The 15131-nt window shown below is 72.7% G+C and carries 15 protein-coding genes and 1 tRNA gene; 8 read left to right on the top strand and 8 right to left on the bottom strand.

Going from position 1 to position 15131, the window contains the following annotated elements; all coding sequences use genetic code 11:
* The first annotated feature begins 91 nt into the window (after positions 1-91).
* The 3 genes from ACIP9D_RS31010 to ACIP9D_RS31000 are packed head-to-tail and all read left to right on the top strand — an operon-like array spanning position 92 to position 1883.
* Positions 92-259, top strand: a complete 168-nt coding sequence (locus ACIP9D_RS31010; protein WP_350877174.1) for a hypothetical protein — start codon at positions 92-94, stop codon at positions 257-259.
* A complete protein-coding gene (locus ACIP9D_RS31005; protein WP_350877176.1) occupies positions 256-456 on the top strand; it encodes a helix-turn-helix domain-containing protein in 201 nt (66 codons plus the stop codon). Before ACIP9D_RS31010 ends, ACIP9D_RS31005 begins: the two co-directional genes overlap by 4 nt.
* Positions 453-1883, top strand: a complete 1431-nt coding sequence (locus ACIP9D_RS31000; RefSeq protein WP_350877178.1) for an integrase — start codon at positions 453-455, stop codon at positions 1881-1883. The genes ACIP9D_RS31005 and ACIP9D_RS31000 overlap by 4 nt, the downstream gene beginning before the upstream one ends.
* A 108-nt stretch (positions 1884-1991) precedes the next feature.
* Here ACIP9D_RS31000 and ACIP9D_RS30995 read toward each other — a convergent pair.
* A tRNA-Ser gene (locus ACIP9D_RS30995) sits at positions 1992-2078 on the bottom strand.
* A gap of 270 nt (positions 2079-2348) precedes the next feature.
* On the opposite strand from ACIP9D_RS30995, the gene ACIP9D_RS30990 reads away from it, so the two are divergent.
* Entirely contained in the window at positions 2349-3326 is a 978-nt protein-coding gene (locus ACIP9D_RS30990; protein ID WP_350877180.1) for an NAD(P)H-quinone oxidoreductase, read from the top strand.
* Here ACIP9D_RS30990 and soxR read toward each other — a convergent pair.
* Complete coding sequence (soxR, locus tag ACIP9D_RS30985; protein ID WP_350877182.1) at positions 3313-3792, bottom strand: redox-sensitive transcriptional activator SoxR; 480 nt, start codon at positions 3790-3792, stop codon at positions 3313-3315. The genes ACIP9D_RS30990 and soxR overlap by 14 nt on opposite strands.
* A gap of 45 nt (positions 3793-3837) precedes the next feature.
* Between soxR and ACIP9D_RS30980 the strand changes: the two genes are divergently transcribed.
* Positions 3838-4590 carry a transketolase gene (locus ACIP9D_RS30980; protein ID WP_400451363.1) on the top strand — a complete coding sequence of 251 codons (753 nt, stop codon included), beginning with the start codon at positions 3838-3840 and terminating at the stop codon, positions 4588-4590.
* 2 nt (positions 4591-4592) lie between these two features.
* Positions 4593-5489 carry a transketolase gene (locus ACIP9D_RS30975; RefSeq protein ID WP_350877186.1) on the top strand — a complete coding sequence of 299 codons (897 nt, stop codon included), beginning with the start codon at positions 4593-4595 and terminating at the stop codon, positions 5487-5489.
* Positions 5490-5527: 38 nt separating this feature from the next.
* Here the strand turns inward: ACIP9D_RS30975 and ACIP9D_RS30970 are convergent, their stop codons facing one another.
* A complete protein-coding gene (locus ACIP9D_RS30970; RefSeq protein ID WP_350877199.1) occupies positions 5528-6232 on the bottom strand; it encodes a glycosyltransferase family 2 protein in 705 nt (234 codons plus the stop codon).
* Between the two features lie 168 nt (positions 6233-6400).
* On the opposite strand from ACIP9D_RS30970, the gene ACIP9D_RS30965 reads away from it, so the two are divergent.
* Positions 6401-8641, top strand: a complete 2241-nt coding sequence (locus tag ACIP9D_RS30965; RefSeq protein ID WP_350877188.1) for a phospholipid carrier-dependent glycosyltransferase — start codon at positions 6401-6403, stop codon at positions 8639-8641.
* Positions 8642-8826: 185 nt separating this feature from the next.
* A complete protein-coding gene (locus ACIP9D_RS30960) occupies positions 8827-10425 on the top strand; it encodes a ricin-type beta-trefoil lectin domain protein (RefSeq protein ID WP_350877190.1) in 1599 nt (532 codons plus the stop codon).
* Positions 10426-10507: 82 nt separating this feature from the next.
* Here the strand turns inward: ACIP9D_RS30960 and ACIP9D_RS30955 are convergent, their stop codons facing one another.
* The 5 genes from ACIP9D_RS30955 to ACIP9D_RS30935 form a co-directional block, all read right to left on the bottom strand.
* Positions 10508-11098 carry a hypothetical protein gene (locus ACIP9D_RS30955; protein WP_350876874.1) on the bottom strand — a complete coding sequence of 197 codons (591 nt, stop codon included), beginning with the start codon at positions 11096-11098 and terminating at the stop codon, positions 10508-10510.
* Positions 11099-11155: 57 nt separating this feature from the next.
* Positions 11156-12670 carry a HAMP domain-containing sensor histidine kinase gene (locus ACIP9D_RS30950; RefSeq protein WP_350876872.1) on the bottom strand — a complete coding sequence of 505 codons (1515 nt, stop codon included), beginning with the start codon at positions 12668-12670 and terminating at the stop codon, positions 11156-11158.
* A complete protein-coding gene (locus ACIP9D_RS30945; RefSeq protein WP_350876870.1) occupies positions 12663-13355 on the bottom strand; it encodes a response regulator transcription factor in 693 nt (230 codons plus the stop codon). The genes ACIP9D_RS30950 and ACIP9D_RS30945 overlap by 8 nt, the downstream gene beginning before the upstream one ends.
* 72 nt (positions 13356-13427) lie before the next feature.
* Positions 13428-13940, bottom strand: coding sequence for a hypothetical protein (locus tag ACIP9D_RS30940; RefSeq protein ID WP_350876868.1), 513 nt, complete (start codon positions 13938-13940; stop codon positions 13428-13430).
* Positions 13941-14096: 156 nt separating this feature from the next.
* A complete protein-coding gene (locus tag ACIP9D_RS30935; RefSeq protein ID WP_350876866.1) occupies positions 14097-14975 on the bottom strand; it encodes a DUF1906 domain-containing protein in 879 nt (292 codons plus the stop codon).
* Between the last annotated feature and the right edge of the window lie 156 nt (positions 14976-15131).

Genomic DNA, 15131 nt, shown 5'->3' with positions numbered 1-15131 from the left:
CGGCGCTCTCAGCGGGCCGCCGTAGGCCGTTCTGCCGCGACGCCTACCCCACCCTCCACACGCGACCCGCACCGACCGAAAGGCGCTCACCGTGCGAATCAGGCTGCACGGCACCCCCGCTGAAACAGCCGCAGCACTCGCCGCCCTCACCCGAGTGCTGCACATCCGCTCCGTCTCCCGGCCCCACCCCGACCGCCGATCCCCGATGTTCCAGCGCATCTACCTCGACGCCACCCCGAGGGAGGACACCCGCCCATGACCACCCGCCGCACCCCCACCGGGCAACTGCTCACCCTCGCCGAAGTTCTCGACGAACTGCGCGTACCCCGGTCGACCTTTTTCCGCTGGAAGGCCACCGGCCGCGCACCCCGAACCATCAAGTACCCGAACGGCAGCCTGTACGTCCGCCGTAGCGACCTGGACAACTGGCTCAACGACCACGAAGAGGCAGCATGAGCACCTACGAGGTACGCATCTGGGCAACCCGCGAGTACCAGGGTCGCGACCGGAAGACCGGCAAGGATCGCAAGAGCTACCGCGTCCGGTGGGAGGTAGCCGGACGCGAGTTCGGCAAGACGTTTCAGACGCGAGCAATGGCCGAGAGCTTCCGGTCCCGGCTCATCGTGGCGCAGCGCGAGGGCGTCGCGTTTGATAAGCCGAGCGGACTGCCGGAGCCTATGGCGCGAGAGCTGAACAGCCGAACGTGGTACGAACTCGCGGTTGCGTTCGTTGACATGAAATGGCCGCGAGCCGCCGCTACGCAGCGAAAAAGCATTGCCGACGCCCTGACGACCGCGACGCCGGCATTCCTGAGCAACACGCGGGGAGCGCCGCCGGAGGCTGAAATTCGGCGTACGCTGTATTCGTGGACGTTCAACAAATCGCAGCGGGAGGCCGATCCGCCGGCCGAACTGGCCACGGTTATCAGGTGGCTCAAGGCCAATACGCTGCCGCTGACCGAGCTAGCAAACGCAGCGACGATCCGGAAAGCGCTCGACACGCTGGCAACCCGGCTTGACGGCGGACCGGCCGCCGCTAACACCGTTGCCCGCAAACGAGCTGTCCTCTATAGCGCACTCAAATACGCAGTTGAGTTGCGATACCTCGACGCTCATCCGATGGATTTCGTTCAGTGGCGGGCACCGAAGAACGAAGAGAAGGTTGATCGAAAGGTTGTTGCGAATCCTCAGCAAGCGCGCTTACTGCTGGCCGCTGTGAGCGAAAACGATCCGGCCCTAGCGGGATTCTTCGCGTGTATGTACTTTGCGGCGCTCCGGCCGTCCGAGGTGATGCACCTGAGAGACGATGAATGCGAGTTGCCCGAAGAGGGCTGGGGATGGCTGCACCTCAGTGGGTCAACCCAACACGCTGGGGAGGAATGGACGGACAGCGGCGAAATGCGCGAGGACCGGGAACTCAAGCACCGAGCGAAGAAGGCAACGCGTGACGTGCCGGCCTGCCCGGAACTTGTCCGCATTCTGAGGCACCACCGGCAGCACTACGGCAACCCGGCCGGGCGGATGTTCAACGCGCCAGGTTCTCGACCCGGCCCTGTCACTAAGAGCACCTACCTGAGAGCGTGGCGGCAGGCACGAGAGAAGGCCCTTAGCCCTGCTCAGCAACGCTCCGTTCTGGCGCGGGTGCCGTACCACCTGCGGCATGCTGCTGTGTCGCTATGGCTCAACGCTGGCGTGCCAGCTACCCAGGTCGCCGAGTGGGCCGGGCACAGTGTGCACGTGCTGCTCAAGGTTTACGCCTCATGCATCGATGGTCAGGACGAGGCCGCACGGAAGCGGATCGAGGCGGCACTAGCCACTCCTGACCAGCACGAGAGCACCCGGCCGGCCGACGAAACTTTGCCGCCCATTTGCCGCGACGAGTGAGACGCGGCGGCCCCGAACGGGACGAAGTGAGACTTGCTCGCCATCTACAGACGCGCCCCCTGGCCAGCGTTCGCGCTGGTCAGGGGGCGTTTATGCTGTTCAGGTGAGCGGAGGGTGTGGGATTCGAACCCACGAAGACATCGCTGCCTTACCGGTTTTCAAGACCAGCGCCATCGGCCACTAGGCGAACCCTCCCGGGCCGCGACCCGCAGGTACGCGGCCGTGCCTAGTCTGCCATGCCGGCCGGCCGGGCGAGCGGGGGCGGCACGGCGGCGAGGACGGCCGAGGACGGCCGACGGGCCGGCTCGATCGGGTTGACCACCGGGAACGTGGCGCCGGTGGGTCCACAGTGGGGGCGCGGAGGCGACCGCCTGAGGGCACCGTTGCGGGCCGGCACCGCCTGACGAATCCCGGTCAGATCCCACCCGGGCGTGGACAGCGGGGCAAGTCGGGTAAGACTGGGCCATGCGAGCGATCACTGTCCCGGAGCCCGGTGGACCCGACGCGCTGGTCTGGACCGAGGTGCCCGACCCCGAGCCGGGCGGCGGCGAGGTGCTGGTCGACGTGCGGGCCAGCGCGGTGAACCGGGCGGACCTGCTGCAACGGCAGGGGCACTACCCGCCCCCGCCGGGCGCACCGGCGTACCCCGGATTGGAGTGCTCCGGGGTGATCAGCGCGATCGGGCCGGACGTCACCGGCTGGGAGGTCGGCCAGGAGGTCTGCGCGCTGCTGGCCGGCGGCGGGTACGCCGAGCGGGTGGCGGTGCCCGCCGGGCAGCTCCTGCCGGTGCCCGCCGGCGTCGATCCGGTCGACGCGGCCGCGCTGCCGGAGGTGGCCTGCACGGTCTGGTCGAACGTGGTCCGGTTGGCCGGTCTGCGTGCCGGCGAGACGCTGCTGGTGCACGGCGGCGGCAGCGGGATCGGCACCTTCGCGATCCAACTCGGGGCGGCGCTCGGCGCCACGGTGCTGACGACCGCCCGGAGCACGAAGCACGACCGGTTGCGCGAGCTGGGCGCCATCCGGGTGATCGACTACCGGGAGCAGGACTTCGTCGCCGAGGTCCGCGGGGCCACCGACGGCCGGGGCGCGGACGTCATCCTCGACATCATGGGCGCGTCCTACCTGGGCCGGAATGTGGCGGCGCTGGCCACCGGCGGCCGGCTGGCGGTGATCGGCCTGCAGGGCGGGCGCAAGGGCGAGCTGGACCTCGGCGCCCTGCTGACCAAGCGGGCCACCGTCACGGCCACCTCGTTGCGGTCCCGGCCGCTGGACGAGAAGGCGGCGATCGTGCGGGGCGTCCGCGACGAGGTGTGGCCCCTGGTCGAGGCGGGGAAGGTGCGGCCGATCGTGGACCGCCGGATGCCGATGGCGGAGGCCGCTGCGGCGCACGAGCTGGTCGAGCGGAGCCATCACCTCGGCAAGGTGCTGCTCACGACGGGCTGACGCCCACCTCCGGTGCGGGGCCGGCCGCCGACCGGGGCAGCACGAGCCGGGCGCCCGGGCCCTCGCCGGCCAGGGTGTCGCCCGGGTTGTAGAGGGTGCAGCGATCCAGTGACAGGCAGCCGCAGCCGATGCAGCCGTCCAGGTCGTCGCGGAGTTTGGTCATCAGCCGGATCCGCTCGTCCAGCCGCTGGCGCCAGGCGCTGGAGAGCCGGGCCCAGTCGGCGGCGGTCGGGGTACGCGAGGCGGGCAGCGAGTCGAGCGCGGCCCGGATCTCCTCCAGCGAGATGCCGACCTGTTGGGAGATCCGGATGAAGGCCACCCGGCGCAGCTCGATCCGGGCGTACCGACGCTGGTTGCCGCCGGTGCGCTCGGCGCGGATCAGACCGAGCCGCTCGTAGTAGCGCAGCGCGGACGGCGCCACCCCGCTGCGGTCGGAGAGCTGGCCGATGGTGAGGGACTCGTGCATCATTCACCTTGAGTTGAAGTGGACTTCAACTTGCAGGCTAGTCGCATGACGACAACGACTGCCACCGTGCCCCGGCCGGACGTCCCGGCCCCGCCGCCGGGCAGCGCCCCGGCACCGCCGCCGGTGCCCGAGCCGGTCGCGGCCCCGCTGCGCCGGCTGGGCGCCGGTCGGGAGTTCGGCGCGAACGTGTACTCGACGGTCGACGTGCTCTGGGTGCTCTACGACCGAATTCTCCGGATCACCCCCGACACCGTCGACGACCCCGACCGGGACCGGTTCCTGCTCTCCAAGGGGCACGCCGTCGCCGGCTACTACGCGGTGCTCGCCGCGAAGGGCTTCGTGCCCGGCGACTGGCTGGACGACCAGGGTGGGCCGGCCAGCCGGCTCGGCGACCACCCGGACCGGACGATGGTACCGGGGGTGGAGATCGGCTCCGGGTCGCTCGGCCACGGGCTGGGCCTCGGCGTCGGCACCGCGCTCGGGCTGCGGGCCCAGGGCCTGCTCACCCCCCGGACGTACGTGCTGCTCGGCGACGCGGAGCTGGACGAGGGCTCCAACCACGAGGCGATCGCGTACGCCGGCGCGACCGGCCTGGCCAGCCTGTCCGCGGTGGTGGTCGACAACCGCTCGGCCACGCACGGCTGGCCGGGCGACGGCGCGGCGGCCCGGTTCACGGTGAACGGCTGGACCGCCGCCACCGTCGACGGTCGCGACCACGAAGCCCTGCACCGCGCTCTCACCGGACACGACAACCACCGACCGCACGTCGTCGTGGCGGTCGTCGACACGCAGGAGTGACCGTGCGGGAGACCTTCGTCGAGACCGCCACCGACCTGTTGACCGAGGACCCGCGCACCGCCGTGGTGCTCGCCGACATCTCCGCCGCCGCCTTCGAGCCGGCGGCCCGGCGACATCCGGACCGGGTCGTGAACGTGGGCATCCGGGAGCAGTTGATGGTCGGGGTCGCCGGCGGGCTGGCGCTCACCGGCCTGCGGCCGATCGTGCACAGCTACGCGCCGTTCCTGGTGGAGCGGGCGTACGAGCAGATCAAGCTGGACCTGGACCACCAGGACGTGAGCGCCGTGCTGGTCAGCGTGGGCGCGTCGTACGACCGGGCGGCGGCTGGACGGACGCACCTGGCCCCGGCCGACGTGTCGTTGATCGACACGCTGCACGGCTGGACCGTGCACGTGCCCGGGCATCCCGGCGAGGTGGCGGACCTGCTGCGCGCCACGGTGGCCGCCGACGGACCGGCGTACCTGCGTCTCTCCACCCAGCAGAACGGGCGGGCGCACCGCGGCGACGGCGCGTTGCGGGTGCTCCGGGACGCCGGGCCGGGGGCGCCGCTGCTGGTGGCGGTGGGACCGGTGCTCGACGCGGCGATGGCGGCGGTGGCCGACCTGCCGGTGACCGTGGCGTACACCCACCGGCCGCGGCCGTTCGACACCGCCGGGCTGCGGGCGCTGGCCGGCAGCGAGGTGATCCTGGTCGAGCCCTGTCTGGCCGGCACGTCGAGCCGGGTGGTGTCGGCGGCGTTGGTCGACCGGCCGCACCGACTGCTGGCCCTCGGGGTGGGACGGGAGGACTTGCGCCGTTACGGCGCAGCGGATGACCACACCCGGTGGCACGGGCTGGACGCCGCCGGACTACGCCGTGCGGTCGACGGGTTCCTGGAACCGGCGTTCGTCAGCCGGTGAACCGGGGCCGGCGGGGTGGGCGGGAGCGGGGGTGGGTCTCAGCGGGCCGGCGTGGCCGGACGCCGGCGGGCGCGCTCGCGGCCGAGGATCCAGATCGCCTCGACGCCGTCCTTCCAGGTGATCTTCTTGCCCTCCTCGCGGCCCCGGGCCCGGTAGCTGATCGGCACCTCGTAGGGGCGGATGCGCCGGCGCAGCAGCTTGCCGGTCACCTCGGCCTCCATGCCGAAGCCGCGCGAGCGGACCTCGAGCGAGCGGTAGAGCGCGACCGGCATCAGCTTGAAGCAGGTCTCCAGGTCACCGATGTAGGAGTTGAACAGCACGTTCGCCGCCATCGTGACGCCCTTGTTGCCCATCACGTACCAGAAGCTGTAGGCGCTGTGGCTGCCGAAGGTGCGATTGCCGTAGACCACCGTGGCGCGACCGTCGAGCACCGGGTCGAGCAGCTTGGGGATGTCCTGCGGGTCGTACTCCAGATCGGCGTCGAGGATGACCATGTATTCGCCCTCGGCGTTGTCCACCGCCGTCTTGATGGCCGCGCCCTTACCGGCGTTGCGCTGGTGGGTGATCACCCGCAGCCGCTGGTCGTCCGCCCGACCGAGAATCTCGCCGGTGTTGTCGCGGCTGCCGTCGTCGACCACCACCAGTTCGATCTCGCACGGGTAGTCGACCGCCAATGCCTGCTTGAGGGCATCCGCGATGCGTTCTTCCTCGTTATAGACCGGCATGAGGATCGAGAGCTTCACGGGGATCTCCACGGTGGCGACAGCATGTCGGGCCTAGCCTAGCCTGGCTGGTCAGCGCAGCGGTGGCCGCCACCTCGGGCATCCGACAACGCGGGTTAACGCGGATGGTGTTTACTTCCCGCCATGTCGGCAGCCGGCTCGATGTCAACGGTGGCGCCAGTCGCCGCGATGCTACTGCTCCTGTTCGTGATGCGCCCCGGTGGGAACGGCGTGGTGGCGCCGCTGCGGCTCGCCGCGGCCCGGGCCGCGCTGCTCACCGGAGCCTTCGCAGTACTTCTGGTCGAGGTGCTCGGCGCGCTGCACGCGCTGACCCGGACCGCGTTCGCCGTCGCCTGGCTGCTCTTCCTGGTCGTCACGGCGGTGGCTGCCGGGTGGCGGCACCGGCGGGACACGGCGCGCGGCCAGGCGGCGCTCGCTGCCACCCCGGGACGGGCGCTGGTCGGCGCGACCGCCGGCGCGGCGAGCGACGGCCCCACCCTCGGCCCGGCGGACGACTCCCCGCCGGCCGTTACCGCGCCGCGGCCCGCGACCGCTCCCGAATCGACCCGTGCCGGCTGGTCGGGACGGCTGGCCGAGCGCTGGCGTGCGCTGAGTCGCGGCGAGCGGCTGCTGGCCGGCACGGTCGGCGGGCTGGTCCTGGTGGAGCTGGTCATCGCGTTGCTCGCCGAACCCAACAACTTCGACTCGCAGACCTACCACCTGCCCCGGGTCGAGCGCTGGGTCGCGCAGGGCGACCTCGACTTCTGGCCGACCGCGATCCACCGGCAGGTGACCATTCCACCGGGCGCCGAGTACCTGCTGCTGCATCTGCGCCTGCTCACCGGTGGCGACGCTCTGCACAACCTGGTGCAGTGGGCCGCCGGGGTGCTCTGCCTGCTGCTGGCCGCCCGGATCACCGCCCAGCTCGGCGGCGGCCGGCGGGCCCAGTTGCTCACCGCGTTCCTGCTGGCCACCACGCCGATGGTGGCGCTTCAGGCGACCAGCACGCAGACCGACCTGACGGTCGCGGCCTGGGTCGCCTGCGCGGCGACCCTGGTGCTGGACGGGCTGCGCCGGCGTGCCGGGCTGGGCACCATGCTCGGGTTGGGGATGGCGACCGGACTGACCGCGGTGACCAAGACCAGTGGGCTGATCGCGGTCGGCCCGCTGCTGGTGCTCTGGGGCCTGGCCCAGCTCCGGCTGTCCCGGGCCCGCCGCGCGGCCGAGGCCGGCGCAACGGGCGCGGCCGGCGACACTGGCGCCGCCGGGGGTACGCCGGAGGGCCGGCCGGGTTCCGGTCCGTCACCGGCCGTCGGGGTCGCCCGCACGGTCGGCGGATCGGTACTGATCCTGCTGGTCGGGGCGATCCTGGTCGGCCCCTACCTGGCCCGGATGACCGCCGACTTCGGGCATCCGCTCGGGCCGCCCGGGCTGCGCGAGTCGATCCCGATGGAGCGGCACGACCCGCCGTCGATCCTGGTCAACGCGCTGCGGATCGGACACACCGCGTTCGACACCCCGCTGACGCCGCTGCGGTGGGTGGGCGCTGAGGCGATCATCCGCGGCGCGGAGGCGATCGGCGTCGACCCGCAGGACCCGGACACCACCTTCGTCCGGCAGGTCTTCCCGGTGCGCGCGTGGTACCCGGACGAGGACCGGGTGGCGTTCCCGCTGGCCGGCTCGCTGGCGCTGCTCGGGGCGATCTTCGCGCTGACCCGTCCGGGCCGGATCAGCCCGACCCGGGCCGGGTCACTGCGGGCGTACGCCGTGGTCGTGGTGGTCGCGGTGGTGCTGCACACCGCGATGATCAAGTGGCAGCCGTGGGGGAACCGCCTACTGCTCTACGCGCTGGTGGTGGCCGTTCCGCTGGCCGGCCTCTGGCTGGACGCGCTGTTCCGCCATCGCGCCGGTGGCTCCGCCGCCCCGGCCACCCCGGCGTCGACGCCGGCCCGGGCGGACGGCCGACGGAGGTCGGTGGCGGTCGGCGTGGCGGTGACCGTGCTGGCCACCTCCGCGCTCGCCGGCGTGCTCGCGCTGTCGTACGGCTTCCCGCGCCGGCTGGTCGGAGCGGGCTCGGTCTTCACCACCTCGGAGTGGGACACCCGGTTCCTGCGCCGCCCGCAGTGGACCGACGAGTTCCGCTGGGCGGCCGAGGCGGTACGTGCCAGCGGTGCCCGCCGGATCGGCCTGGTCGAGCAGAACGACAACTGGGAGTACCCGTGGTGGCTGTTGCTGCGGGACGCCGCCGGCCGGCCACCGGAGTTGCTGGCGCTCAGGTCGGAGTTGCCCAAGCGGCCACCGGCCGACCCGTCCTCGATGGACGCGATCGTCTGCACCGGCCCGCAGGCGGCCTGCGCCAAGCTGGTGCCGCCCGGCTGGCGGGTCGAGTACCGGGGCTACGTCGGCTACGCGCTGCCGCCTGGCCGCTGACGTGCCCACCGCCGCCGTCCCGGCCGGGCCGGGACGGCGGCAGGCCCGGGTCGGCTGGCGCCCGCCCGGCCCCGCGGCGCAGATGACGGAAACTCTTCCGAGAGACATTCACATACCTGCATGACGCGCGTTACCGTCCGGTAACTCGATCGACGTCCCGCGATCGAGCCGAAAGGAGTGCGTCGATGCTTGGTTCCGCTGCCAGGCGCGAACGTGCGACCCGACGACGGTCGCTGACCGCCGCCTTCGCCGCCGCTCTCGTCCTGCCGATGCTCGCCGGAACGGCCACCCCCGCCACCGCGGCCGACCGACCCGCCGTCCAGCCACTCCCGACGAACCTCGAGGCGATCCGCGCCGCCGAGGCGACCGCCCTCTACGGCGCGCCGCAGATCCGCCCGATCGAACAGCGCCGCACCTCACTGATCACCATGGGAGACAGCGAGATCTCCGGAGAGGGGGTCGGCAACTACGTGCCCGGCACCCACGAACCCGGCAACTGGTGCGACCGCTCGTACGACCAGGCGGTGTTCCGCACCGGCATCACCGCCGACGAGAAGTACAACATCGCCTGCTCCGGGGCGACCCCGTGGAACCTGATCGCCGGCGGCCCGACCCAGCACAACGAGCTGAACCAGGGCGACCACCTGGCGATCAAGGCGCGCAACACGCACATCCGGCTGATCTGGGTGGTGGTCGGCGCCAACGGCGACGGCACGATCCAGTTCGGCCCGGTCGCCACCGACTGCGCCATCAGCCGGGTCTTCTTCCAGGGCCCCTGCTACCCGACCTACACCGACGAGTGGACGATCCGTACCGACGGCAGCCGGCAGGCGGTCGAGGACGCGCTCAACGACATCCGGAACACCATGACCAGGGCCGGTTACCTGAACACCGACTACGAACTGGTGCTGATGTCGTACCCGAGCCCGGGCAGTCCGGACGTGGAGGACAACCCGAACTTCCCCGGCTGGTACTCCGGCGGCTGCCTGCTCTACCTGGCCGACGCGGCGTTCGCCCGGAACAAGGCGGTGCCGCTCTTCGAGTCCGCGCTGCGCACCGCCGCGACCAACACCGGCACCCGCTACCTGGACGCCAGCCGGCTCTTCCACGGCCACGAGGTCTGCACCGACAACACGTCGGTCCGCGGCCTCTACATCGAGATCGGCATCTGGGACGAGAACGCGGCCCGGCAGTCGTTCCACCCCAACGCCCGCGGGCACGGCATGTTCGCCCAGTGCATCACCCAGTTCTGGAACTCCGGGCAGCAGCGGGCCACCTGCGTCGACCCGGCCAGCACCGGCACCGGGGTGCTGTACAACGGGCTGTTCGAGTTCAAGCAGCTGCGCAACCTCGCCACCGGCACCTGCGTCGACGGCAAGGGATACGACTCACGCAACGGCACCGCGCAGCAGTCGTACGGCTGTCACGGCGGCCGTAACCAGGGCTTCTGGTACGACCCGACCCGCCAGTCGCTGCACTCCGAGCTCTCCCACGACCGCTGCCTGGACGTCGCCAACGGTTCGTTGACCGCCGGCACCGCGGTCAACGTCTACGACTGCCACGGCGGCGCCAACCAGAAGTTCGTGCTGGCCGGCAACCAGCTCAAGGCGGCCGGCAACACCGCGCTCTGCCTGGCCTTCGACAGCCCCTGGCTGGGCACCCCACGGCTGCGGCTGGCCAACTGCTCCAGCAGCACCCGCCAGCAGTGGTCCTTCGAGTCCCGCAACTTCGCCAACCCGGTCGGCTACGGCCACGACGACTTCATCGGCTCCCGGGTCTACTGATCGACGCGGGGGGGGGGGGGGGGGGCCCCCCCCCCCCCCCCCCCCCCCCCCGCCCCCCCCCCCCCCTCGCGGGCCCCGCGGGTCACTTCGCCCTGGGGATGACCACGAGCCGGGCGACCCCGGCGTCGCCGTCCTTGGCGCCGGCGACGCCGACGGTGGTGCCGACCTTCACGTCGGTCGACTGGATCGTGGCCCGCCGCTCGACCACCCGCAGGTCGTCGCCGAACCGCCAGGTCATGGTGAACCCGTCGGTGGACTTCACGGTCATCGAGTTCCCGTCGATCGCGGTCACCTCACCCCGCTGCACGGCGACCGTCTTCGTACCGTCCTTGGTCTGCACCACGGCCTCGCCGTGCAGGGTGTTCCGCCGCAGCAACACCCGGGCCTGGCGGCGCTTGCGCAGCTCCTCGGCCCGCTCGCGGCGCGGCTTGTCGCCGGTCGCGGTGGGCGCGGCCGACGGCGACGCCGGCGCGGCGACCTCCGTCACGTCCAGGTCGTCCGCGTCGAAGCCCATCGCGGTCAGCGCCTGGCCCTCGGCGCCCATCGCCGCGGCCACCTCGACGGCCGCCTCCCGGGCCGGCTGGCTGGCAACCTCGGCCGCGCCGCACCCGCTGACGCCGAGCGCGACCGCCCCGAGCAGCGCGGTGCCGGCAACAAAACCCCAACGTGCCATGACTCTCCCTCTCGTCCGTCGGTGCGCCCAGCCTCCCGCGCCCGGACGAGCGGACCGTCAGGACGATGTTCGGATCGGGTAAGGATCCGCCGGCAGCCGCACGGTGAACGCGGCGCCGCCCTCCGGGGCGTGCCCCGCCGCGATCTCGCCGCCGAGCCGGCGGACCAGCCCGGCGGCGAGCGCCAGTCCGAGCCCGCTGCCCACCTTGCGCACTCCCCGGTACCGCTGGTGCAGCGCACCGCGCTCGAACGCCACCGCCAGGTCGTCGTCGGTGAAGCCGGGTCCGCCGTCGCGGACCTCGACCACGCCGCCGGCCGCCGGATCCGGTCCGGCCGGCCGGACCGCGAGCACCACCGGCGCCCCCGGCGGTACGACCCGCAGCGCGTTCTCCAGCAGCCCGTCGATCACCTGCCGGATCCGCCCCGGATCGGTGTACGCCGGCACCGGACCGCCGGGACTCTCCACCGAGAACGGGACGCCGAGGGCGGCACAGCGGTCGGCCCAGGTCCGTTCCGCGTCGGCGGCCAACCGGGCCAGGTCGACCGGGACCGGCTCCAGCGGGAAGTCCGCCGCCTCCAGCCGGGCCAGCGCCAGCAGGTCGCGGACCAGCCGATCCAGGTGCTCGGCCTCGGCGAGCACGGTGCGCCCGGTGCCGGCCACGTCGTCCGGCTCGATCACCCCGTCGGCCAGCGCCTCGGCGTAGCCCCGGATCGCGGTCAGCGGGGTCCGCAGCTCATGCGAGACGGAGAGCAGGAACTCCCGCTGCCGCCCCTCACTGGTGGCCAGCGCGGCGGCCAGCCCGTTCAACGCGTGGGCCAGGTCGGCCACCTCGTCGGGCGGTTCGACGGGCACCCGGACCGCGCGATCGCCGGCGCGTAGCCGTGCGGCGGCACCCGCCGCCACCCGGATCGGCCGGGCCAGCCGGCGGGCGAGCAGCAGCCCGGCGACGACACCGGCGGCAAGCCCGGCCAGCAGCGGCAGCCAGAGGCTGAGCAGCACCTGCCGCCAGAGCCCGGTGGCCACCGGCCGGGACAGCACCACCCCGTTCCCGCCCGGCAGGGCACGTCCCTCGACCAGCGCGCGCCGCCCGTTCACCGAACGGCGGGCCGAGACGTTGCGCCCCTCGGCGACCCGCTGCACCACCCTGGGTGGCAGGCCGGCCCGGTCCACCGTGCCACCGCGGATCAGGTACGCGTCGATCTGCTGGGCGCGCAGCTGACGGATCAGCCGCTCCTCGTCGGCGGTGCGGCCCCGGTCCAGCCGGGTCCGCAGCACCTCGGCGGCGAGCCGGGCCTGGGCGGCCAGCGCCTCCTGGTCGCGCCGCTCGACGCCGCGTACCGCCAGGGGCACCGCGACGATCGCGGTGACCAGCACGGACACCAGCGCCACCGCGCAGGTGACCAGTACCGCCCGAGCGGTCAGCGTCCGGCCGAACCGGGCCCGGGGCGGCCCGGGTGGCGGCCCGCCCAGCACCGGAAGCGCGATGGTCGGCGACTCCGCCCGCACCGGCCCGGCAGGCGGGGGCGGGGCACCGGGGGCGGGACGCCGGGGGTCGGTGGGGTGCTCAGGCATCGGCGGCGTACCCGACACCCCGGTGGGTCCGGATCACGCTGGCCGGGCCGAGCTTCGCCCGGACCTGCGCCACGTGCACGTCGACCGTGCGGGTGCCGGCGTGTGCCGCGTACCCCCAGACGCCGGCCAGCAGCTCCTCCCGGGTGAAGACCCGACCGGGACGTGCCATCAGGTGAGCGAGCAGGTCGAACTCGGTCGAGGTGAGCTGGATCGGGGCACCGGCGGCGGTCACCGTCCGGCGGGCCGGGTCGAGGGCCACCGCGCCGACGACGCGGGGCCGGTCCATCCCGTCGGGTGGGCCTGCCGTGCGCCGCAGCACCGCCCGGACCCGGGCCACCAGCTCACGCGGGCTGAACGGCTTGGTCACGTAGTCGTCCGCGCCCAACTCCAGGCCGATGATCCGGTCCACCTCGTCGTCCCGCGCGGTGAGGAAGATGACCGGAGTCCAGTCACCCGCCTCGCGTAGCTGCCGGCAGATCTCGGTGCCGGCGAGACCCGGCAGCGCGATGTCCAGGACGCAGGCCACCGGGCGCAGCCGGCGGGCGGCGGCCAGGCCGGCCATGCCGTCCCGCTCCAGGTGTACGCCGAAGCCGTCCCGGGTCAGGTAGAGCCGGACCAGGTCGGCGATGGCCGGCTCGTCCTCGACCACGAGGACGAGCCCGCGGTGCGGCGCATCGACGGTCACCGGCCCATGATTGCCGACCGGGTGGGGGCGGCGCGGACGCGGGGTGTTCGAGTTCGGTAAAGGCTCCGGCGGTCAGCGGACGGCGGCCGGCCGGAACGTCGCCGGGCGTACGCCGGCCGGCGCGTCACCGATGATGGCGACCAGCCGCTCCCGGGCGGTCCGGAGTCGGGTGCGGAAGGCGTGGTTGAGCAGCGCGTCGAGCTGCCACACCTGCTTCGGGTGGGTGGTCCGGATGACGAACCGCTCACGGATTCCGTCGATCGCGGTGGCGGCCAGCTCGACCGAGTGCAGCCGAGGGTCGGGACTCCAGGTGACGTTGCTCAGCTCGCGCAGCTCGGTGTTGAGGTGCAGGCGGAGCCGGTGCAGCACCCGGGTCTGCTGGGTGACCACGAGGCGCCGGTGGGTGAGCAGGAGCAGGTACTCGCCGGCGACCGGACGGTCGGGACGGCCGCACCGGGTGACCAGGATGGTGGCGTCACCCGAGCCGACACAGCGGCGGAAGATGGGCATGTGCCGGCTGACGGCCTGGACCGCCAGTCCGGCCTCGGCGGCGGCCGGGAGGAACGTTCGGGAGAAGACGTCCATGCCCTGCCCAACGATCTCTGCGCAGGGGTGACGTGGGTCACGCCGGAATTTTGGAAGTTCCACGCGCCGGATCGCACCGGTTGTGCGACGTCCGGAGGCCGCTCCGGCGGCCTCGGGTACCGGGGCCGCCGGAGCGGCGAGTGCGGCAGCCGCGGACTACCAGCGCGGGCGGGGCCGCTCCACGGTGACCGAGCGGTACCGGCGCGGGTCCTGAAGCTCGAGGTAGTTGCTGTCGATGTTCATCCGCACCCCGCCCCAGGTCTCGTAGTGATCGCCCTGGTACTGCTTCATCCGGGCCCCGGGGGACCAGTAGGTCGCCGGGATGGCCGGGTCGGACACCGTCGGCACGCCGTCCCAGCGAGCGAAGTCGATGATGTCGGGCCGGGCGTAGCCGGGCTGGTCGTAGACCGCCACCTGGTCCCGGAGGCCGGCCGAGCCGACGCTGGTGTAGAGGCCGGAGTAGAAGGCCTGGTCGTGCAGGCGGGTGGTCCAGGCGCTGACGAAGGTCTGGACCGCGGCGCTGCAGACGGCGTCCCCGGCGTCGTAGTGCTCGATGTCGAGGATGAGCGTGCTGCCGTCGGCAAGGCCGAGGGCGCGGGCGTTCGCCACCGCGTCGTCCGCCGCCGCGATGCCCTGGGCCGCCGCCTGCGCCGGATCGATGTGCCGGGAGTAGCCGGAGCAGGGCGCCTGGAGGCCCACGTAGAGCGGGAAGAGCCGCCAGCCGGCGGCCTGCTGGTTGCTCACCCAGGCAGCGGTCAGGTTGGGCTGGGCACAGCCCCGGTTGACCCCGCCGATGTAGACGCCGATCGCGCGGTAGGGCGACTGGAGCCAGGCGGTCATCGCCGCGTCGGAGGGGGCGGTGCAGGTGTCGAAGCCGTATCCGGTGAAGGTTCCCGGATGCGGACCGGTGTAGGCGGCGGCGCGCGCGGGCGTTTCGGCGCCGGTGACCGCGGCGCCGGCGGCGAGCAGGGCGACCGCAGCCACGGCGAGGGCCTGACGGACGGTTCGACGCAGGCCGGGTCGGGCAGAACTCATCGTCACGGGGGCTCCCGATCTGGAGGAGGGCTGAGGCGGTGGGTCGGACGCTCACGCCACGTCACACGATCTCCACCAGCGGGTTGATCCTGCCCGCCACGTCGGCCTCTGTCCAGATCGAACCGTCGGCCTTTCTACCCGCCGGGCGCGTCGTCC

It is taken from the genome of Micromonospora sp. NPDC093243, from assembly GCF_044753725.1.
In the GTDB taxonomy this organism is placed as follows: domain Bacteria; phylum Actinomycetota; class Actinomycetes; order Mycobacteriales; family Micromonosporaceae; genus Micromonospora.
This window is presented reverse-complemented; position numbering and strand designations above follow the sequence as displayed.